The organism is Sphingomonas sp. SAFR-052, assembly GCF_051965015.1.
In the GTDB taxonomy this organism is placed as follows: domain Bacteria; phylum Pseudomonadota; class Alphaproteobacteria; order Sphingomonadales; family Sphingomonadaceae; genus Sphingomonas.
The window spans coordinates 198,397-218,393 of sequence record NZ_JBQCMO010000002.1; the positions used below are offsets into that span (position 1 = coordinate 198,397).

At 67.6% G+C, this 19,997-nt stretch carries 16 protein-coding genes; 5 read left to right on the forward strand and 11 right to left on the reverse strand.

Annotation, left to right across the window (positions count from 1 at the left end; all coding sequences use genetic code 11):
• Positions 1–66: 66 nt before the first annotated feature.
• The 6 genes from ACTHQV_RS03965 to ACTHQV_RS03990 all read right to left on the reverse strand — a co-directional run bounded on the left by ACTHQV_RS03965 (position 67) and on the right by ACTHQV_RS03990 (position 5,204).
• A complete protein-coding gene (locus tag ACTHQV_RS03965; protein ID WP_440488476.1) occupies positions 67–846 on the reverse strand; it encodes an SDR family oxidoreductase in 780 nt (259 codons plus the stop codon).
• A gap of 11 nt (positions 847–857) precedes the next feature.
• Positions 858–1,625: an ABC transporter permease gene (locus ACTHQV_RS03970; RefSeq protein ID WP_440488477.1), complete on the reverse strand. Its 768-nt coding sequence runs from the start codon at positions 1,623–1,625 to the stop codon at positions 858–860.
• On the reverse strand, positions 1,622–2,557 hold the full coding sequence (locus ACTHQV_RS03975; RefSeq protein ID WP_440488478.1) for an ABC transporter ATP-binding protein: 936 nt from the start codon (positions 2,555–2,557) through the stop codon (positions 1,622–1,624). Before ACTHQV_RS03975 ends, ACTHQV_RS03970 begins: the two co-directional genes overlap by 4 nt.
• Before the next feature lie 39 nt (positions 2,558–2,596).
• Positions 2,597–3,328, reverse strand: a complete 732-nt coding sequence (locus tag ACTHQV_RS03980) for a DsbA family protein (RefSeq protein ID WP_440488479.1) — start codon at positions 3,326–3,328, stop codon at positions 2,597–2,599.
• A gap of 2 nt (positions 3,329–3,330) precedes the next feature.
• Positions 3,331–4,686, reverse strand: coding sequence for a M48 family metalloprotease (locus ACTHQV_RS03985; protein WP_440488480.1), 1,356 nt, complete (start codon positions 4,684–4,686; stop codon positions 3,331–3,333).
• A 71-nt stretch (positions 4,687–4,757) separates the two neighbouring features.
• Positions 4,758–5,204: a response regulator gene (locus ACTHQV_RS03990; RefSeq protein ID WP_440488481.1), complete on the reverse strand. Its 447-nt coding sequence runs from the start codon at positions 5,202–5,204 to the stop codon at positions 4,758–4,760.
• Positions 5,205–5,387: 183 nt separating this feature from the next.
• Between ACTHQV_RS03990 and ACTHQV_RS03995 the strand changes: the two genes are divergently transcribed.
• The 3 genes from ACTHQV_RS03995 to ACTHQV_RS04005 all read left to right on the forward strand — a co-directional run bounded on the left by ACTHQV_RS03995 (position 5,388) and on the right by ACTHQV_RS04005 (position 9,429).
• Positions 5,388–6,521: a phosphoserine transaminase gene (locus ACTHQV_RS03995; RefSeq protein ID WP_440488482.1), complete on the forward strand. Its 1,134-nt coding sequence runs from the start codon at positions 5,388–5,390 to the stop codon at positions 6,519–6,521.
• Positions 6,522–6,644: 123 nt separating this feature from the next.
• Complete coding sequence (serA, locus tag ACTHQV_RS04000) at positions 6,645–8,222, forward strand: phosphoglycerate dehydrogenase (RefSeq protein WP_440488483.1); 1,578 nt, start codon at positions 6,645–6,647, stop codon at positions 8,220–8,222.
• A gap of 103 nt (positions 8,223–8,325) precedes the next feature.
• Positions 8,326–9,429: an ATP phosphoribosyltransferase regulatory subunit gene (locus ACTHQV_RS04005; RefSeq protein ID WP_440488484.1), complete on the forward strand. Its 1,104-nt coding sequence runs from the start codon at positions 8,326–8,328 to the stop codon at positions 9,427–9,429.
• A 34-nt stretch (positions 9,430–9,463) separates the two neighbouring features.
• Here the strand turns inward: ACTHQV_RS04005 and ACTHQV_RS04010 are convergent, their stop codons facing one another.
• Positions 9,464–9,973, reverse strand: coding sequence for a MucR family transcriptional regulator (locus ACTHQV_RS04010; RefSeq protein WP_440488485.1), 510 nt, complete (start codon positions 9,971–9,973; stop codon positions 9,464–9,466).
• Between the two features lie 234 nt (positions 9,974–10,207).
• On the opposite strand from ACTHQV_RS04010, the gene ACTHQV_RS04015 reads away from it, so the two are divergent.
• A complete protein-coding gene (locus ACTHQV_RS04015; RefSeq protein WP_440488486.1) occupies positions 10,208–11,611 on the forward strand; it encodes a PAS domain-containing protein in 1,404 nt (467 codons plus the stop codon).
• A gap of 57 nt (positions 11,612–11,668) precedes the next feature.
• Here ACTHQV_RS04015 and ACTHQV_RS04020 read toward each other — a convergent pair whose 3' ends face one another.
• A complete protein-coding gene (locus tag ACTHQV_RS04020) occupies positions 11,669–14,398 on the reverse strand; it encodes an Rne/Rng family ribonuclease (RefSeq protein ID WP_440488487.1) in 2,730 nt (909 codons plus the stop codon).
• A 463-nt stretch (positions 14,399–14,861) separates the two neighbouring features.
• Here ACTHQV_RS04020 and ACTHQV_RS04025 point away from each other — a divergent pair, with 463 nt between their 5' ends.
• Positions 14,862–16,133, forward strand: coding sequence for an N-acetylmuramoyl-L-alanine amidase (locus ACTHQV_RS04025; protein ID WP_440488488.1), 1,272 nt, complete (start codon positions 14,862–14,864; stop codon positions 16,131–16,133).
• A gap of 40 nt (positions 16,134–16,173) precedes the next feature.
• Here the strand turns inward: ACTHQV_RS04025 and ACTHQV_RS04030 are convergent, their stop codons facing one another.
• The 3 genes from ACTHQV_RS04030 to ACTHQV_RS04040 all read right to left on the reverse strand — a co-directional run bounded on the left by ACTHQV_RS04030 (position 16,174) and on the right by ACTHQV_RS04040 (position 19,933).
• Positions 16,174–16,629 (reverse strand): ASCH domain-containing protein, encoded by a 456-nt coding sequence (locus tag ACTHQV_RS04030; RefSeq protein WP_440488489.1) that lies wholly within the window; start codon positions 16,627–16,629, stop codon positions 16,174–16,176.
• Between the two features lie 71 nt (positions 16,630–16,700).
• Positions 16,701–17,234: a SixA phosphatase family protein gene (locus ACTHQV_RS04035; RefSeq protein ID WP_440488490.1), complete on the reverse strand. Its 534-nt coding sequence runs from the start codon at positions 17,232–17,234 to the stop codon at positions 16,701–16,703.
• Positions 17,231–19,933 (reverse strand): ATP-dependent DNA helicase, encoded by a 2,703-nt coding sequence (locus ACTHQV_RS04040; protein ID WP_440488491.1) that lies wholly within the window; start codon positions 19,931–19,933, stop codon positions 17,231–17,233. The genes ACTHQV_RS04035 and ACTHQV_RS04040 overlap by 4 nt, the downstream gene beginning before the upstream one ends.
• Between the last annotated feature and the right edge of the window lie 64 nt (positions 19,934–19,997).

A 19,997-nucleotide genomic window follows, 5' to 3' on the forward strand; every position in this document is an offset into this window, starting at 1 on the left:
ACGCCGCTTGACAAAGGAATCGACGTCTGGCGATCGGCGCAATCTCTTCGCGCCTTCGCGTGAAAATCACATAATCCCCGGAAACGCCCCGCCATCGATCAACAGGCTCTGCCCGGTGATGAAGCCGGCCCGGTCCGAACACAGGAATGCGCACGCCGCGCCGAACTCCGCCGGGTCGCCGATTCGCTTGGCCGGGATCGCCTCGGCCCGCTTCGCCTTTTCCTCCGCAGGCGTCGTGCCGTTCTTCTGCGCCGCCGCCTCGCTCATCGATGCGATGCGTGCGGTGTCGAACGATCCGGGCAGCAGGCCGTTGATCGTCACGTTCGATCCCGCCACCTGACGCGCAATTCCCGCGACGAAGCCGGTCAGGCCGGCGCGCGCGCCGCTCGACAGGTCGAGGCCGGGCAACGGCATCTTGACCGAGCCCGAGGTGATGTTGACCACCCGCCCGAAGCCGCGTTCGACCATGCCGGGCAACACCGCCTGCAACAGCAACGCCGGAGTGACGAAATTGCTCTCCAGCCCGGCGCGGATGCCGTCTGCCGCCAGCTCGGTATAGGGTTTGACCGGCGGCCCGCCATTGTTGTTGACGAGGATGTCGGGATCGGGACAGGCGGCGAGCAGCGCGGCGCGGCCTTCGTCGGTCGACAGGTCGGCGACGACCTCGGTCACCGTCACCCCGGTTTCTTCCCGGATCGCCGCGGCTGTCGCCGCCAGCTTCGCCGCATCGCGCCCGTTTACGACGACATCGACCCCGGCGCGCGCCAGTTCCAAAGCGCAGGCGCGACCCAGCCCGGCGCTCGATGCGCACACGATCGCCTTGCGGCCGGCAATTCCCAGATCCATTGCGGACTCCCCTATTTCTTCAGCCGCCATCCGGTGCGGAAGATCACGGTGATCACCGCGACGCAGATGCACAGGAACGCGAAGGTCGCACCGAGGCTGGCCGCTACCGGAACATCGCCGACCCCGAAAAAGGTCCAGCGAAACCCGCTGATGAGATACACGATCGGATTGAACAGGCTGATCGTCCGCCACACGCCCGGCAGCATGTCGATCGAGTAGAAGGCGCCGCCCAGAAAGGTCAGCGGCGTCACCACCAGCAGCGGAATGACCTGCAACTGTTCGAACCCCTTGGCCCATAGCCCGAGGATGAAGCCGAACAGGCAGAAGGTGACCGCGACCAGCAGCAGATAGCATAAAGCCCAGAAGGGGTGGGCGACCTGCACGTCGACGAACAGATGCGCGGTGGCAAAGATCACCAACGCGACGATACACGACTTGCTCGCCGCCGCGCCGACATAGCCGACCAGCGTTTCGAGCGTGGAGACCGGTGCCGAGAGCAGTTCGTAGATGGTGCCCGACCATTTGGGCATGAAGATGCCGAAGCTGGCGTTGAAGATGCTTTCGGTCAGCATGGTCAGCATCATCAATCCGGGAACGATGAACGCGCCATAGGGCACGCCGCCGACCTCGTTCATCCGGCTGCCGATCGCGGTGCCGAACACCACGAAATACAGCGAGGTGGTGATGACCGGCGTCGCCAGCGACGTCCAGATCGTCCGCCCGAACCGCGCCAGTTCGAAGCGATAGATGGCCAGCACGCCATGCCAGTTGAAGGTCATGCCCGGCCCTCCTGCTCATGCACCAGCCCGACGAAGATATCCTCGAGGCTCGACTGCTTGGTCGCGATATCCTTCCACGCGATCCCCGCCTCGTCGGCGGCGCGTAACAGCGCGCGCACGCCGTTATCCTCGGCTTTGGCATCGAACGACAGGGTCAGCGCATGGCCCTCGTCGGACAGGGTCAGCGGCCAGTGCGACAGGGCAGGGGGCACCTCGGCGATCGGTTCGCTCAGGGTCAGCGTCAGCGTCTTCTTGCCGAGCTTCCGCATCAGCGCCGCCTTCTCGTCGACCAGGATCAGCCGGCCCTTGGCGATGACGCCCACCCGGTCGGCCATTTCCTCGGCCTCCTCGATATAATGGGTGGTCAGGATGATGGTGACGCCACGTTCGCGCAACTCATGGACCAGCCGCCACATGTCGCGGCGCAGTTCGACATCGACGCCTGCGGTCGGTTCGTCGAGGAACAGGATGTCGGGTTCGTGGGCCAGCGCCTTGGCGATCATCACCCGGCGTTTCATGCCGCCCGACAGCTCGGTCATCTTCGCGTCGCGCTTGTCCCACAAGGTCAGGTCGCGCAGCAGCCGCTCGATAAAGGCCGGGTCGGCATGCCGCCCGAACAGCCGGCGGGAGAAGGTGACCGTCGCCAGCACCGTCTCGAACGCGTCGGTCAGCAATTCCTGCGGCACCAGACCGATCCGGGTCCGCGTCTCGCGATAGTCGCTTACCGTGTCGAACCCGGCGGCGGTGATCGTCCCTTCGCTCGGCGTCACGATACCGCACACGATGCTGATGAGCGTCGTCTTGCCCGCGCCGTTCGGGCCCAGCAGCGCAAAGATCTCGCCCTTGCCGATGTCGAGATCGGTCGGCTGCAACGCGACCGTGCCGGACTTGTACGTCTTGGCAACGCCCCGGATCGAAAGAATGGTTTCCATGGCAGGGCTTGTTCCATGGTTTGATGACGGAGGAAAGGCTCAGGCGGCCGGTGTCGCCTTCGCCTTGCGCGCTTCCGCCACCGCCGCCTGAAGTGCCGGCAGCGTCTGGGCGCCGCCCAGTACCTGATCGCCGACCACCCAGGACGGCGTGCCGCTGAAGCCGAGGACGCCGGCGGTCTTCAGGTTGCGTTCGATCTCGCCCGCGATCTGCGGTGATGCGATCGCGGCGCGCGCGGCGTTCAGGTCGAGCCCGGCCGTCCGTGCCGCCGCCTCGATCGATCCGGCATCGACGCGGCCGGCGGCGTAGAGAGCGTCGTGGAACGGTTTGAACTTGTCCTGCAACGCCGCCGCCAGCGCCCATTCGGCAGCGGTGCGGCTGTCACGCGACAAGATCGGCAGTTCGCGATAGACGATGCGGACGTTCGGGTCGCTCGCGATCAGCCCGCTGATCGCGGGCAGGCTGGCGCGGCAGAAGCCGCAGGCATAGTCGAGATAGGCGACGACGCTGACATCGCCATCGGGATTGCCGGCAATGGCGCCCGGAAAGGGGTCGACGATCGCCGCGCGGTTGGCCGCCACCGCCTTGCCCGCTTCCTTCGCCTGCAACCGCCGCATCGCTTCGGGCAGGATTTCGGGGTTGGCGAGGATATAGTCGCGCACGACCGTTTCGGTCGCCGTCCGGTCGGTTGCCACCCGTTGCGCGACGATCGCCCCGCCGGCACCCGCCACCGCCGCCGCGGCCAGCATTGCGATGCTACCCATCCGGCTCATGGTCAGCCCCGCCGCCTGCGATTGCGCTTCTCTTCCTCGAGAGCGGTCTGCGACGTCATCTGTATGTCCTGTGCCCTGATCCAGTCGGTCGACCCCTGCGGCAGCAACGCCATCGCCCGCCGCGCGCTGGCCAGCGCCATGCCATTGTCGCCGATCAGCGCCGTATATTCCGCCATCGCCAGCGCGACGCGCGCGGGATCGCCGCGCCGTTCGTAGAGGATGCTGAGTTGATACCAGGCGAACGGGTTCTGGTTGTCGCGCGCCACCGCCTGTTTCAGCACCCGTTCGGCCTCGTCGAGCAGCGCCGGGTCCTCCGCCGCGATCAGCGCGTGGCCGAAACTGGCGGCGATCAGCGGCGACGACCGCGTCCGCTCGGTCGCCTCGCGCAGTGCCGACAGCGCTTCCTTGGGCTTGCCCGATTCGAGCAGGATCTGCCCTTCGAGCTCGAGGAAATAGGGGTCGTCGGGCGCCGATTTGACCAGCGCCAGCGTCTCGTCCGCCGCCTGCTCGGGATAGCCCGATTTCTGATAGGCATAGGCGCGGGCATAATGGGCGTAGACGCTCTGGTCGCTGGCCGGGTAGCGGCGCAGCGTATCCTTGGGATCGCTGACATAGCCACGCAGCTTCGCCTGCACCCGCTTGAACCGCACTTCCAGCGCCGGATCGGTCTGCGCCTTGAACGCGGGCGAGGATTGTACGTCCTGCGTCAGGTTGGCGATGCGCTCGCCGCTCAACGGGTGGGTGCGCTGGTAGCTGTTGTCCTGGGGGATGGCGAGGCGATATTCCATGTTCTGGAGCTTCTTGAAGAAGTCCAGCATCCCCTGTCCCGAGACATTGGCGCTGCGCAGGAAGCGGGTGCCGGCGGCGTCGGCGGCGCTTTCCTGCGTCCGGCTGAACGCCAGATAGCTGCTCATCGCCGCCTGCTGTCCCGCGGCGAGGATCCCCGCTCCCGCTTCGCCCGCGCCCGCCGCCATCGCCGCGACGCCGAGCAACAGGCTGAGTACGGTGATGCCGGTCGCCGGCGCCATGCCGCGTCCGGCCAGCGGCACGTGCCCGCCGACGATATGACCGATTTCATGAGCGATGACGCCCTGCACCTCGTTGGCGTCGTCGGCGGCGTCGATCAGCCCCGAATGGATATAGACGGTCTGCCCGCCCGCCACGAAGGCGTTGATCGACTTGTCCTGCAACAGCACGACGTTGAAGTTGCGCGGGTCGAGCCCGGCCGCGACCGCGATCGGCCGCGACATGTCGTTGAGCAATGCCTCGGTCTCGGCATCGCGCAGCAGCGACTGCGCGGCGGCCGGCTGTACGAACAGGAGAATGGCGGCAGCGATGCCGCCCAGCGCGCGCTTCATGAACGTCCTTATCGGCCATCGGCCGGACACGGGTCAACGCCGGCTATGGCTGGGACGCGCTGAACCGCGAGTTAAGCGATCGCGCGCAGTTCCGGGGGCGTGCCGAACAGCTTGATGCCGAGCGGCGGTTCGGACAGGTCGCCGCCGCGCGCACGGACCGCGAAATCGACGATCCGCCCGACCGAATCATAGCCACACGGTTTCGACACCACGCCGAGCGCACCATCGATCCCTTCGTTCAGCAGATTGGGATTTGCGGTCAGGAAGATGACCGTGGTGCCATAGTTGCGGCCGAGCATCCGCCCGATCATCGGTCCCGTAGGCCCGTCGCGCAGGTTACAGTCGACCAGCGCCACGTCGGGGCGCGTCGTCGCCAGTTCCATTGCTCGGCTCATGTCGGCAGCAATGCCGACCGGGCGATAGCCATGTTCCTCCAGCGACGCTTCCAGGTCGATTGCAACCAGCATCTCGTCCTCGACGATCAGGACGGTAGGCGAGGAAGGGTACGCATGGGACATATCAATGGGTGGCAACGCCGTAAGGTCGCATCCGGTTCCAGTTTCCGGTTCGGGCAAGGATCGTGCGCAAAACCGCCGAACATCGCAACAACATGGGTTGTATCGCCGCAACGACGCCGCTAATGGCCGCGGCGGGCCACGCTGTCCCAACGCAGCGCGTGCTCTCTGTGAGGAGAGACTGACATGACCGAGCTTCCGCCGAAACCGGCGACGACCCCTGCGCGTCCCTATTTTTCGTCCGGCCCCTGCGCCAAGCCGCCGGGCTGGTCCGCAGACCGCCTCAACCCCGTCAGCCTCGGCCGGTCGCACCGCTCGAAGATCGGCAAGCAGCGGCTGCAATATTGCATCGATCTGATGCGCGAGCTGCTCAAGCTGCCCGACACGCACCGCATCGGCATCGTGCCCGGATCGGACACCGGCGCGTTCGAAATGGCGATGTGGACGATGCTAGGCGCCCGCCCCGTCACCGCGCTGGCGTGGGAAAGCTTCGGCGAAGGCTGGGTGACCGATGCGGTCAAGCAGCTGAAGATCGACCCGACCGTCGTGCGCGCCGATTACGGCCAGCTGCCCGACCTCGGCGAGATCGACTGGACCAACGACGTGCTGTTCACCTGGAACGGCACCACGTCGGGCGTGCGCGTGCCGAACGCCGACTTCATCCCCGAGACCCGCGAGGGGCTGTCGTTCGCCGACGCGACCTCGGGCGTGTTCGCCTATGATATCGACTGGGCGAAGATCGACGTCGCGACGTTCAGCTGGCAGAAGGTGCTGGGCGGCGAGGGCGCGCATGGCGTGCTGATCCTCGGCCCGCGCGCCGTCGAACGGCTGGAGACCTACACCCCGGCATGGCCGCTGCCCAAAGTCTTCCGGCTGGTGTCGAAGGGCAAGCTGACCGAAGGCATCTTCAAGGGCGAGACGATCAACACGCCGTCGATGCTGGCGGTCGAGGATGCGATCTTCAGCCTCGAATGGGCGAAGTCGCTGGGTGCCGACGGGCTGATCGCGCGCAGCGACGCCAATGCCGCCGCGCTCGACAAGATCGTCGCGGAGCGCGACTGGCTCGGCCATCTCGCCGCCGATCCGGCGACCCGGTCGAAGACCAGCGTCTGCCTGACCGTCGAGGGTGCCGACGAGGCGCTCATCAAGAAGATGGCGTCGTTGCTCGAGGCCGAAGGTGCCGCCTATGACGTCGCGGGCTATCGCGATGCGCCGGCGGGCCTGCGCATCTGGTGCGGCGCGACCGTCGATACGGCGGATATCGAGGCACTCGGGCCGTGGCTCGACTGGGCCTACGCGACGGCGAAGGCGGCCGCTTAACCCCTCTCCCCTTCAGGGGAGAGGTTGGGAGAGGGGCTGTCGCGCCACCTTTCCGCCCGCTCCCCGACTTCCCCTCTCCCCGGCCCTCTCCCCTGAAGGGGAGAGGGAGGTAAGGAACCAACCATGCCTAAAGTTCTGATTTCCGACAAGATGGACCCCAAAGCCGCCCAGATCTTCCGCGAACGCGGGGTCAAGGTGGACGAGATTACCGACAAGACGCCCGAGGAACTGATCGCGATCATCGGCGACTATGACGGTCTCGCCATCCGTTCGTCGACGAAGGTGACCAAGGCGATCCTAGACGCCGCGAAGAATCTGAAGGTCGTCGGCCGCGCCGGGATCGGCGTCGACAATGTCGACATTCCCGCCGCGTCGGCTGCGGGTGTCGTCGTGATGAACACGCCGTTCGGCAACTCGATCACCACCGCCGAACATGCCATCGCGCTGATGTTCGCGCTCGCCCGTCAGCTGCCCGAGGCCGATGCCTCGACCCAGGCGGGCAAGTGGGAAAAGAACCGCTTCATGGGTGTCGAGTTGACGGCCAAGACGCTGGGGCTGATCGGTGCCGGCAATATCGGGTCGATCGTCGCCGACCGCGCGCAGGGCCTGAAGATGAAGGTCATCGCCTTCGATCCGTTCCTGTCGCCCGAACGCGCGATCGAGATCGGCGTGGAGAAGGTCGAGCTCGAGCAGCTGCTGGCGCGCGCCGACTTCATTACCCTGCACACCCCGCTGACCGACCAAACCCGCAACATCCTGTCGGCGGAGAACATTGCCAAGACGAAGAAGGGCGTGCGCATCATCAACTGCGCGCGCGGCGGGCTGATCGACGAGGCGGCACTCAAGGCCGCGTTGGACAGCGGCCATGTCGCGGGCGCGGCGCTCGACGTGTTCGTGGAGGAACCGGCGAAGGAGTCGCCGTTGTTCAACACGCCGAACTTCATCTCGACCCCGCATCTGGGTGCGTCGACCAGCGAAGCGCAGGTCAATGTCGCGATCCAGGTCGCCGAACAGATGGCCGATTTCCTGGTATCGGGCGGCGTCACCAACGCGCTGAACATGCCGTCGCTGTCGGCCGAAGAGGCTCCACGCCTCAAGCCGTACATGGCGCTCGCCGAAAAGCTCGGCTCGCTGGTCGGGCAGCTGACCACCGGCGTTATCGCGCGCGTGTCGGTGCACAGCGAAGGGGCCGCGGCCGAACTGAACCAGAAGCCGATCGTCGGCGCGGTGCTGGCCGGGTTCCTGCGCGTTCAGTCGGACACGGTGAACATGGTTAACGCGCCGTTCCTGGCGAAAGAGCGCGGCATCGAAGTGCGCGAAGTCCGCAACGACCGCGAGGGCGATTACCACACGCTGATCCGCGTCAGCCTGAAGACCGAAGCCGGCGAGCGCTCGGTCGCGGGTACGTTGTTCGGCAATGCCCAGCCGCGGCTGGTCGAACTGTTCGGCATCAAGGTCGAGGCCGATCTGGCCGGACACATGCTCTATGTCGTCAACGAGGACGCGCCGGGCTTTATCGGCCGCATCGGCACGACGCTCGGCGAAGCGGGGGTGAACATCGGTACCTTCCACCTCGGCCGGCGCGATGCCGGCGGCGAAGCGGTGGTGCTGCTGTCGGTCGACGAAGCGGTCACGCCCGAACTGGTGGCGAAGGTCCGCTCGCTTCCGGGCGTCAAGACGGTCATGCCGCTCAAATTCTGATCGGCTTTCGAACGCAAGGGACGGGCCGTCGGAGCGATCCGGCGGCCCGTTTTGCCGTCGGGCACGGTTTCGCCGCGTCGCGACTCGCGCTAGGGGAAGCGCCATGAACGATACCGGCCTCCTGCCCGAAGGGTTTCACGACCGCCTGCCCCCCGCCGCCGATGGCCTGCGCCGGTTCGAAGGGGCGGTGCTGGGCGTCGCGCATGGCTATGGCTATGAACAGGTCGACCCGCCGCTCGCCGAGTTCGAGGCGGGGCTGGCCGGACGGTTGAAGGGGACGGCGGCGACCGATGCGGTGCGCTTCGTCGATCCGGTCAGCCAGCGGACGCTGGCGATCCGGCCCGACATCACCGCACAGGTCGCGCGGATCGCGGCGACGCGCATGGGCCATCATCCGCGCCCGGTGCGGCTGTCCTATGCCGGGCCGGTGCTGAAGCTGCGCGCAGGCGAACTGGCGCCGCGCCGCGCGTCGCGGCAGATGGGGGCCGAACTGATCGGGCTCGACAGCGTGGCGGCGGCGACCGAGATCGTGACCGTCGCGGTCGAGGCGCTGGCGGCGGCGGGCGTCACCGGCATCTCGATCGATTTCACCCTGCCCGATCTGGTCGCGACGCTGGCAGGCGATCCGCCGGGGCCGCAGCATGACGCGCTGATCGCGGCATTGGATGCCAAGGATGCCGGGCGGGTCGCGGCGATCGATCCGGCCTATCTGCCGCTGGTCGAGGCGGCGGGGCCGTTCGACACCGCGCTCGCCCGGCTGCGCGCGACCGATCAGGCCGGACGGCTGGCGTCGCGGCTCGACGCGATCGAGGCGGTCGCGGGGACGCTCGCGGGTCGCGTGGCAGTGACGCTTGATCCGACCGAGCGGCACGGCTTCGAATATCAGAGCTGGCTCGGCTTCTCGCTGTTCGCGCAAGGGGTGCTGGGCGAGATCGGGCGCGGCGGCAGCTATACGGTGTGTCATGCCGATGGCCGCGAGGAACCGGCGGTGGGTTTCTCGCTCTACGCCGATGCGCTACTCGACGCCGGGCTGGGCGCCAAGGACCGGCGGCGGCTGTTCCTGCCGATCGGTACCGATCGGGCGGCGGCGGCACGGCTGCGCGGCGAAGGCTGGGTAACGGTCGCGGCGTTGGAGGCGGACGATACGCCCGAGGCGCAGCTGTGCACGCATCGCTGGGCGGACGGCACGGTCGTACCGCTCGCATGACGAAAGGGGCGGCACAATGGCCGCCCCGATCGCTTTATTCGGCAGCCTTGGGCTTGCGGCCGCGACGGCGCGGCGCATCGCCGGCTTCGCCCTCGACAGCGGCTTCGTCGGTATCGCCACCGCGCGCCTTGCGGCCGAGGCCGATGCGCTTGGCCATGTCGCGACGGCTCTGCGAATAGGTTTCGGCGACCATCGGATAGTCGGGACGCAGGCCATAGCGCTCGCGATAGGTCTCCGGCGTCAGGCCGTGACCGGCAAGGTGACGGCGCAGCGTCTTGTACGGCTTGCCGTCGATCATCGAGATGATGTGGTCCTTCGACGCCAGCGACTTGCGCACCGAAACCGCGGCGACATGTTCCTGCTGCGGCGCGGCCTCTTCCGGTTCGACGTTGCCCGATGCCAGACCCAGAACCGTCGCGTGCATCGTTTGGAGGAAGGTCGGAACATCCTCTGCGGCGACGCGGTTGTTGCCGTTGTTCAACCAGGCGATGGTCAGTTCGGTCGCCAGTTCGATCGCGTTCAGTTCGGATCCGTCTTCGGACATGGAGTTCTCCTTTTCTGATGCTGGCTTTGCGTCGCATCAACCTTCAGGTCAATGGGTCCGATCTGGACGGAAGGCAGTTTTGAAACATTTATGGGAAATATTTTACCTCTTTCAACCGGCTGGTGGCAATGGATTATCCTAGATTGACTTGAGGACGGCCGAAAGGTCCAGGGCATAACTGTCTAGCGACAATTGCTCGGACGGGGCCAGAAGCGGGACAGTTAGCGCACGGCAATGTTGCGCCGCGAACGACAGAAGGACGAACGACGAATGGACGTGCCGGTGATCGAAACCAGTGATCCCGTCTGGCGCGAGATCGCCGATCGGATACCGGTTCCGGCATGGACCGCCGACCGCGACGGACGAATCCTGTGGGCCAATCGTCCATGGCGCGACGAGATCGGCACGGCATTGCCGGGTGATCTTTGGCTCTGTTCGCTAACGCCCGAAGCACGGGCGGCAGCGACCGACGATTGGCGGGCGGGGACGGCAAGTCGCCGACCCTTCGTCGTCCGGATCGGCGGCGACGCGGGCGAAACCGTCTTCACCGTTACCGCGACGGCGCCCGATGCCGCGGGAAATCCGCGCTGGCTGGCGGTGGCGAGCGGCGACGCGGCGCGGCGCGAGGCCGAGAGCGCGCAGGCCGCCACCCGTGCCGAACTCGACACGCTGACCAATGCGATGCCGCAAATGGTCTGGGCCACCCGCCCCGACGGGCATCACGATTATTACAATGCGCAGTGGTATCGTTTTACCGGCATGCCCGAAGGATCGACCAATGGCGAAGGGTGGAACGGTATGTTCCACCCCGACGACCAGGACCGGGCCTGGGCCCGCTGGCGCCACAGCCTGACGACCGGCGAGGATTACGAGATCGAATATCGCCTGCGCCATCACAGCGGCCGATATCGATGGGTGCTGGGGCGGGCGCTGCCGGTGCGCGACGCGGCGGGGCAGATCGTCCGCTGGATCGGAACCTGCACCGATATCGATTCGGCCAAACGCGCCGCCGAGCAGAACGATATCCTCAGCCGCGAACTCAGCCACCGCATCAAGAACATCTTTGCGATCATTACCGGGCTGATCCGCATGTCGGCGCGACGGATGCCGGCGATGCGCGGCTTTGCCGACGAACTGGCCGCGCGCGTCGCGGCGCTGGGTGCGGCGCACGATCTCGCCCGGCCGCATAGCGAGGTGTCGCGACCCTCGGTCGGCGAGGCGACGCTGCATCATGTGCTGCGCGACCTGCTGTCGCCCTATGCCGCCGAGCAGTGGCAGGTGACCGGCGACGACGTGGCGATCGACGATCGCGGGGCCACGCCGGTCGCGCTGCTGTTCCACGAACTGGCGACCAACGCCGCGAAATATGGCGCGCTGTCGACGGCCGACGGGCAGGTTTCGATCGAGACGACCTGTCGCGGCAACACCCTGACCATCGACTGGCGCGAACAGGGTGGCCCGGCGATCGACAGCCCGCCCGATACGGCGGGCTTCGGCACCCGGCTGGCGACCCTCAGCATCGAACAGCAGCTGGCGGGCACGATCGCCCGCGACTGGCGGCGTGAAGGACTGGCGGTGCGGATCGAGGTCGCCTGCGACGCGCTGGTACGCGAACCGCGGACCGACGCCGCCGACTGATACGAAAAAGGGCGACCCATTGGGCCGCCCTTTCGTTCGTGACACCGATCGTGGCGATCAGTTGCCGAAGGTGCGCTGCCACCAGCCGCGCCGCGGCGTCGGGTTCTCACCATCGGCCGCTGCCTCCTCGACTTCCGCCGGTTCAGCGACCGCCGGTTCGGCAGCGACCGGTTCGGGCGCCGGTGCAGTTTCTACTGCAGCCGCCTCGACCGGCTCGGCGGCCTTGCGACGCGGCGCGCGGCGCTTCTTGGGTGCGGGTGCCGTTTCGGGCTCGACCGGTGCTGCCTCTGCAGCCGCTGCCGGCTCGGCATCGGCCTTGCGACGGCGGGTCCGCTTCGGCTTGGGCGCTTCGGCAACCGGTTCGGCTTCGACGGTCGGCGTCTCGACCGGATCGGGCACCACGACCGGCGCGGCATCGCCGGCTTCAATCGTCACCGGTTCCGCCGGAGCGGGTTCGGCGACCGCCTCGACCTTGGCACGTGCGCTCGGGCGACGACGGGTCCGCTTCGGCGCGGGCGTCGGTTCGGCCTCGACCGTTTCGGGCTCGGCGACGGGTTCCGCAGGCGCGGGCTCTTCGGCGACAACCGGTTCTACGGCATCGTCCCCGGCCGGCAGATCGGCGACGGTGCCGGCACCATCGGCGGCATCGAACGCGCCTTCGCTGCGGCGGCCACCGCGACGACCGCGGCGGCGACGCTTGCGCCGGCTGCCTTCATCGGCGGTTTCCGCTTCGGGAGCCGCTTCGTCGGCAACGTCGCCTTCGCCGGCATCGGCCTCGACCGGTTCGTCGGCGTCCACCTCGCCATCGGCATCGTCGCCGGCGTCGCCCTCGACGTCGCCTTCTTCACGGTTGCGACCGCGACGCCCACGGCGGCGGCGGCGACGCTTGCCACGGCCTTCGCCCTCGTCGTCGCCGCGCGGAGCGCGGGCGACTTCCTCGACCGCGTCCTCCTCGACCTCCTCGTCGATCTCGTCCTCGATGTCGTCATAGGCATCGTCCTCGTCGTCGATGACGACCAGCGGTTCGATCTTCGGCGGATGCGCGGGCGGCGGGCCGGACGCTTCGACCGCCATGCGCGCGCCTTCGATCTCGGCATCGGGCACGATCTCGACGGTCACGCCATACCGGTCCTCGACCTCGGCGATGTCGGCGCGCTTCTTGTTGAGGACGTAGAACGCTGCTTCCTGGCTGGCGCGAAGCTGGATCAGCGAGCCGCGACCGCGCGCGGCCTCGTCCTCGATCAGGCGCAGCGCCGACAGCCCCGCCGACGATGCGGTGCGGACCAGCCCGGTACCCTCGCAATGCGGGCACTGGCGGGTTGATGCCTCGAGCACACCGGTGCGCAGCCGCTGGCGGCTCATTTCCATGAGGCCGAAGGCGGAGATGCGGCCGACCTGGATGCGGGCGCGATCGTTCTTCAGCGCCTCCTTCATCGCCTTCTCGACCTTACGGACGTTCGATCCATGGTCCATGTCGATGAAGTCGATCACGACCAGACCGGCCATGTCGCGCAAGCGTAGCTGCCGCGCAATTTCCTGCGCCGCTTCTAGGTTGGTCGCGGTCGCGGTCTGTTCGATATTGTGTTCGCGGGTCGACCTTCCCGAGTTGATGTCGATCGACACCAATGCCTCAGTCGGGTTGATGACCAGATAGCCACCTGATTTCAGCTGCACGACCGGATTGTACATCGCGGCCAGCTGATCCTCGACATGCGCGCGCTGGAACAGCGGTACGGCGTCGGCGTACTGTTTCACCCGGCGGGCATGGGCGGGCATCAGCAGCCGCATATAGTCCTTGGCGTGACGGAAGCCGTCCTCGCCCTCGACGATCACCTCGTCGATATCCTTGTTGTAGATATCGCGGATCGCGCGCTTGATGAGGTCGCTGTCGCCATAGACCAAAGCCGGCGCCGACGAGGTCAGCGTCTGTTCGCGGATGCCGTCCCACAGGCGGGCGAGATAATCGAAGTCGCGCTTGATCTCCTGCCGGCTGCGCTGGAGCCCGGCGGTGCGGACGATGCAGCCCATCGACGCCGGCAGCGTCAGTTCGGCCATGATCGACTTCAACCGCTTGCGATCGGCGGCCGAGCTGATCTTGCGCGAAATGCCGCCGCCATGCGCGGTGTTGGGCATCAGCACGCAGTAACGGCCGGCGAGCGACAGATAGGTGGTCAGCGCCGCGCCCTTGTTGCCGCGCTCTTCCTTGACGACCTGTACCAGCAGCACCTGCCGCCGGCGGATCACGTCCTGGATCTTGTAACGGCGACGCAGGTTCAGCCGGCGCTGGCGCAGCGCCTCGACCGCGGCATCGTCGCCGCCCGCCTTGCGCTTGCGCGGGGCGGGGGCGTCTTCGCCCTCTTCCTCGTCGTGGGTGTCGTCCTCGTCCTCGTCACGCTCGACGACTTCGACACCGCCCTCGGCATCGTCGTCATGATCGTGATCGTCATAATCGACATCGTCGTCATGCTCGCCCGCGCGCAGCGCCGCTTCCTCGGCGGCGTGTGCGGCTTCCTCGGCCAGCAGCGCGTCGCGGTCTTCCTTCGGGATCTGGTAATAATCGGGGTGGATTTCGCTGAAGGCGAGGAAGCCGTGGCGATTGCCGCCATAATCGACGAATGCCGCCTGCAACGACGGTTCGACCCGCGTCACCTTCGCCAGATAGATATTGCCCTTGAGCTGCTTGCGCTCGGCCGATTCGAAATCGAATTCCTCGATCCGGTTACCCTTGACGACGGCGACCCGGGTTTCCTCCCGGTGGCGAGCGTCGATCAACATCCGCGTGGTCATGATAGTCTCTCCGGGCGCGCGGGACGGCTGTGCCAGTCGGCGCGCCTAAACGCGCGGCGGGGTCTGTGCCCGGTGCCTGCGCGCGATTGCTGGGATATGCGTCTGCTCGCACGGGCAGTCCGGGAATTTCCGGGCGGACAACCGTCGCCCCGACGCCGGCCGCGACAGCGGCACAGGCGGAACGGGACGGAACTTGCCACATGCGAACATCAACCTGAATAAATCCCGCAGGCGGTTGCGCGCGGGATGTCGCGTCGGCTCCGCCGGGACAGGCCCGGCACCGACGTGGGGGTAGGCGTAGCATCCGCCATCGGGAACGGCAACAGCGCGGCCATGCTTCCTTACACGGTACTCTTAGGCAGTGTTTTAGGTTAAATTAAGCTTCACCATGATTATTAGGCGCCGTTTACGGCCGGAGTCGGTACGGCACGAGCTTGCGAAAAGGGGGAAGAGGCGCTTCGTCATGGCTGTGCGCTGGACCAGCTTCGGGATCGGACAGGCGGTCGCGCTGACCCTGTCATGCTCCGCGTTCGCATCGCCCGCCGCCGCGCAGCGGATCGACGCGGTCGAGGTGGCGGACGACCGGATCGTCATCCGTCTCGATTCGCCAGCACGCGCGGCCAGCAGCTTTGCGATGGCCGGACCCGATCGCATCGTCGTCGACCTCGAAGGCATCCGCCCCGGTGGCCGCAGCGCGGCGGGCGGCGCGGTGCGGACGGTGCGGCAGGGGGTGCGCGGCGAGAATGGCAGCCGGATCGTGCTCGACCTGTCCGAAGGGGCGATGGTCACCGGCGGCAGCTTCGCCGATGGCGGACGCCGCCTGACGCTCGACCTGCGTCCGGTCGATGCCCGGCGCTTCGCGCGGGCGGCCGGTGCCGGGCGGATGCGGTTCCAGCCGCAACCGGTGGTCGGCGCGATCGTGCCCGCTTCGTCGTCGGCAGCGATGGTCGTCGATCGGCGCCAGCGCGCGACCGCCACCGTGCCGGTACCGGTCGCCCGTGCCCGGCGCGGCCTGCCGCTGCCCAAGGTGGCGGGCGATGCCGACCGGCCGCTGGTGGTGATCGATGCCGGCCATGGCGGGCATGATCCCGGCGCGATCTCGCCGCATGGCGGCCTGCGCGAGAAGGACCTAACGCTCAAGACCGCACGCGCGATTCGCGATGCGCTGCTTGCTGGCGGCCGGGTGCGCGTGGCGATGACCCGTGACCGCGACCAATTTCTGGTGCTGCAGGAACGCTATGCCATCGCCCGACGGCTGGGGGCCAGCCTGTTCATCTCGGTCCATTGCGACAGCGCCGACAATCCCGATGCCAGCGGTGCCAGCATCTATACCCTGTCCGAAGTCGCCTCCGACCGCGAAGCCGCGCGGCTGGCGGCGCGCGAGAACAAGGCCGATATCCTTGCCGGGGTCGATCTCGGCCGGCAATCGGCCGACATTTCCTCGATCTTGATCGACCTGACGCAGCGCGAGACGATGAACGAATCGGCCGGCTTCGCGCGGTTATTGGGTCGTGAGGCGAAGGGGGTGATCCCGCTCAAGTCCAATTATCACCGCATGGCGTCGCTGATGGTGCTGAAGGCGCCCGACCTGCCCTCGATCCTGTTCGAGACCGGCTATCTGTCGAACGAAGGCGATGCGAAGCGGCTCGATTCGGTCGAAGGGCGCAAGGCGATCGCGAAGAGCGTGTCGCAGGCGGTGGAAATCCACTTCGCGCGGCGGATGGCGGCGCGGTGAGGTGAACAGCGTGTTGAGGGCTATCGTCGCTCGGGAGCGGTTATGCCGTTGCGATCAACTCGAACTCCTCACAAACTACCAGTAAGTCGTCGTCGATGACATGACCCGGGAGCGTCCGTTCCCAAAAAGCGCGGTGTGCCTCGCGCCAACAGGTCAGGGTACCGTCACCTTCGCCTTCGAGCATCGCAAATGCAGGCGGAACGTCACCGAACCGGCGCACCGTAACGGTGTGCGTTCTGATAATTCCCTGCGCTTCGCCAGACCAGTTCGTCACGATCAGAAGCTTGCCGGGCTCGGGAAGGGGTTCTCCAGTTTCCTGATACGATGCCAACGCCGAAGCAGTTGCCCGTTTGATACCGGCGAGGATCAGATCCGCGCAGCGGTTGGCGTCCGCCTCATTGTCGCAGAAATACTCCGCTATCGGCGGTCCGCTAGACGCACCGACGATGGCGGCCCGATACCGGTCCCACAGCCGTTTGATCGACGGATGTGCCACGATGCTTCCCTCAATGCGTCCGTAATGGGATTCCCGCAGCCTTTCGGCGGGCAGCGTACGACGAGCGGCTGCTAGTCGTGATTCGGCCCGAGCGACGGATCGAGGTCGCGCGGCCGGACGAACGTGACCAGATGCCCGCAGCCATCGCAGGCGCTGGCCCAGTCGCCGTCCAGTTCGAGCACCGCGACGCTGGCGGTCGGAAACTTCTCCTCGACGGTGCCGCGCAGCGGGTTGCTTTCGGCCGACAGTAGCAGGACCAGATCCTCAAGCCCCGGATTATGCCCGACCAGCAACGCGCGATCGACCTCGGCCGGCAGCGCGCGGATCGTGTCGAGCAACGTCCCCTCCGATGCCAGATACAGCGCCCGGTTGCTCTGTTCGTCGGGCAGCGTGCCATAGCCGCGGCGGAAATGATCGAGCGTCTCGACCACGCGCACCGCGGGGCTGGCGACCAGATGATCGAACTTGAGGCCCAGTTGCCGGACATGCGCGCCCATCGCGGTCGCGGCGCGGGCGCCCTTCGCGTTCAGCGGCCGGTCGAAATCGCGCACGATGGCATCGTCCGAGCTCGACTTGGCGTGGCGCAGCAGCGTCAGCGTCTTCATGGCAGGGGCTCCATCGGCAGGGCATCCGCCCCATGCCCCACTTCTGTACCCAAGGAAAGGGCACGCGCGACCGCTTCGTCCAGCGTACAGCGCCGGACCGGTGTCCCATCGGGGAACGCGCCCAGCAGCCGCGACGGCATCGCCGCCGACAGCAGCACGAACAACCCGCGATCGTCGGCACGGCGGATCAGCCGCCCGAATGCCTGTGCAAGGCGCGCGCGCACCATCCGGTCGTCATAGGCACTGCCACCCCCCGCCAGCCTTCGCGCCGCATGAAGGACGCCCGGCTTCACCCACGGCACCCCCTCCATTACCACCATGCGCAGCGAATGGCCGGGCACGTCGACCCCGTCGCGCAGCGCATCCGTACCGATCAGCGAGGCGCGGGGGTCGTCGCGGAAGATGTCGACCAGCGTACCGGTGTCGATCGGGTCGACATGCTGCGCGTAGAGCGGCAATCCGTCACGCGCCAACCGGTCGGCGATGCGGGCATGGACGCCGCGCAGCCGCCGGATCGCGGTGAACAGCCCGAGCGTGCCGCCGCCCGCCGCGACGATCAGCCGGCCATAGGCATTGGCGAGGGCGGGAAGGTCGCCGCGCTTCACATCGGTGACGATCAGCACCTCTGCCTGATCAGCATAGGCGAACGGGCTGGTCGCGGCGAAATGGGTCGGCTGTCGCATCAGGTGCGGCGCGCCGACGCGGGCGTCGGCCACATCCCAGTCGCCGCCTGCACGCAGCGTCGCCGACGTCACCAGCACGCCGTGCGCGGGCTTCAGCACCGTTTCGGCGAACGGCCGGCTTGGGTCGAGCCAGTGGCGGTGCAGGCCCATGTCGTACTCGCGTCCCTCGACCCGGTCGACCGCCAGCCAGTCGACGAAATCAGGATCGACCGGGCCGCCGACCCGCGCCAGCAGCCGCCCCCATGCCGCCACCGTCTCCGCGCGCCAGCCGAGCGAGGCGATCGCTCCCTCGATCCGCGCCCGCGCCGGACCGTCCATCCAGTCGGGGCCCTCGGTCAGCACCGCCTCGAGCCGTTTGCCGAGCGCAATGAGCGGCCGTAGCAGCGCGTCGAGCGCCTGTGCGGCCGGCCCGGCGGCATCGACCAGTTCGGGCGGCGGTTCGGTCAGTTCGGTCTCCAGCCCATAGCCCGCTTCGCCGTCCTTGGCCCGCGCGAACACCGCGCCGCGCACGCAGGCGAGCAGTTCCTCGACCGGGCCGAACGGATTGCCTTCCTGCACCCGCGCCAGCCAGCCATCGGCGGGAAGCAGCCGTGCGGCATCGACCGCCGCCGCTACCGCCTCGGCGCCCGCCGCGTCATAGCTGGCGACATCGGACAATCGTGCGGCCAACCCGCGCCGGCGCCCGCGCCCGCCGCCCTCGGGACCCAGCACCCAGCGGCGGATCTCGATCGACTCCATGCCGGTCAGCGCGGCGGAGAACATCGCATCGGCGGCATCGAACAGGTGATGCCCTTCGTCGAAGACATAGCGGGTCGGGCGGGTGCCGGTCTCGCGCCCGCGCGCGGCGTTGACCATCACCAGCGCATGGTTGGCGATGACGATGTCCGCTTGTGCCGATGCGCGCCCGGCGCGTTCGATGAAGCATTTGCGGTAATGCGGGCACCCGGCATAGATGCACTCGCCGCGCCGGTCGGTCAGCGCGGTCGACCCGTTGCGCCGGAACAGCGTCGGCAGCCAGCCAGGCAGGTCGCCGCCGACCATGTCGCCATCGGCGCTATAGGCCGCCCAGCGCGCGACCAGCTGCGCCAGCACCGCCGCCCGCCCCTGAAACCCGCCCTGCAACGCATCTTCGAGGTTGAGCAGGCACAGGTAATTCTCGCGTCCCTTGCGCGTCACCACCCGCTCGCGACGTTCGGCCGGATCAGGAAAGACGCGCTCGCTTTCCTGCGCCAGCTGGCGTTGCAGCGCCTTGGTGAAGGTCGACACCCACACCGCGCCATCGGCCTGTTGCGACCACAAGGATGCCGGCGAGAGATAGCCGAGCGTCTTGCCGATGCCGGTTCCCGCCTCGGCCAGCACCAGATTGGGCGTATCGCGCGCGACGCGCGGGGCAAAGGCATCGGCGGCGGCAGTAGCGAAGGCGCGCTGGCCGGGGCGTGTCTCCGCCCCCTGACCGGTCAGCGTCGCCAGCCGTTCGGCGACCGCATCGGGGGCAAGCGTCACGGTACGCGGTGCGCCACGTGGCGGTGCCTCCTCCCATTCGGGCAGCTTCGCAAATAGCCAGCGTTCGGCGGTCGCGGGCTTGGGCAGCACTTGTCCCAGCGCCGGCGCCCAGGGCCAGCGCAGCCGGAACAGCGACTGCGCGGCGGTCCATGCGCCCTCCTGTTCGCTCCAGGGTGCCGAGGCAGTCGCGATCAGCGCCGCCGCCGCCGTGCGCAGCAAAGTCGCGACACTCGCCTCGTCGGACGGCGGCGTCAGGTTCACCGCCTGCGCGATCCCCTTGGGCGTCGGCACCGCGAAGCGCGCCGGATGGACGAAGGCGAACAGTTCGAGCAGGTCGAGGCCCGACAGCTCGGCATAGCCCAGCCGCTGCCCGATCAGCGGGGCGTTGAGGACGATGGTCGGCGTATCGGCGACGCACGCGATCGCCTCCCCCCGGCTGACCTCGCGCGTGCCATCGGCGTCGGCGATCCAGACGCCCGAATGGCTGGCGTGCAGGGCGGGGTAGGGGAACATTTGCGAGCCTTACCGCGCATGGGGTCAGAACGGAAGTGGAACACAAAAATCCTCCCTGTGCCGG

Bases quoted from the DNA above. Each gene is read 5' to 3' on its own strand.
- ACTHQV_RS03965 (WP_440488476.1), bottom strand. From the start codon at position 846: ATGGATCTGGGAATTGCCGGCCGCAAGGCGATCGTGTGCGCATCGAGC.
- ACTHQV_RS03970 (WP_440488477.1), bottom strand. From the start codon at position 1,625: ATGACCTTCAACTGGCATGGCGTGCTGGCCATCTATCGCTTCGAACTG.
- ACTHQV_RS03975 (WP_440488478.1), bottom strand. From the start codon at position 2,557: ATGGAAACCATTCTTTCGATCCGGGGCGTTGCCAAGACGTACAAGTCC.
- ACTHQV_RS03980 (WP_440488479.1), bottom strand. From the start codon at position 3,328: ATGAGCCGGATGGGTAGCATCGCAATGCTGGCCGCGGCGGCGGTGGCG.
- ACTHQV_RS03985 (WP_440488480.1), bottom strand. From the start codon at position 4,686: ATGAAGCGCGCGCTGGGCGGCATCGCTGCCGCCATTCTCCTGTTCGTA.
- ACTHQV_RS03990 (WP_440488481.1), bottom strand. From the start codon at position 5,204: ATGTCCCATGCGTACCCTTCCTCGCCTACCGTCCTGATCGTCGAGGAC.
- ACTHQV_RS03995 (WP_440488482.1), top strand. From the start codon at position 5,388: ATGACCGAGCTTCCGCCGAAACCGGCGACGACCCCTGCGCGTCCCTAT.
- serA (WP_440488483.1), top strand. From the start codon at position 6,645: ATGCCTAAAGTTCTGATTTCCGACAAGATGGACCCCAAAGCCGCCCAG.
- ACTHQV_RS04005 (WP_440488484.1), top strand. From the start codon at position 8,326: ATGAACGATACCGGCCTCCTGCCCGAAGGGTTTCACGACCGCCTGCCC.
- ACTHQV_RS04010 (WP_440488485.1), bottom strand. From the start codon at position 9,973: ATGTCCGAAGACGGATCCGAACTGAACGCGATCGAACTGGCGACCGAA.
- ACTHQV_RS04015 (WP_440488486.1), top strand. From the start codon at position 10,208: ATGTTGCGCCGCGAACGACAGAAGGACGAACGACGAATGGACGTGCCG.
- ACTHQV_RS04020 (WP_440488487.1), bottom strand. From the start codon at position 14,398: ATGACCACGCGGATGTTGATCGACGCTCGCCACCGGGAGGAAACCCGG.
- ACTHQV_RS04025 (WP_440488488.1), top strand. From the start codon at position 14,862: ATGGCTGTGCGCTGGACCAGCTTCGGGATCGGACAGGCGGTCGCGCTG.
- ACTHQV_RS04035 (WP_440488490.1), bottom strand. From the start codon at position 17,234: ATGAAGACGCTGACGCTGCTGCGCCACGCCAAGTCGAGCTCGGACGAT.
- ACTHQV_RS04040 (WP_440488491.1), bottom strand. From the start codon at position 19,933: ATGTTCCCCTACCCCGCCCTGCACGCCAGCCATTCGGGCGTCTGGATC.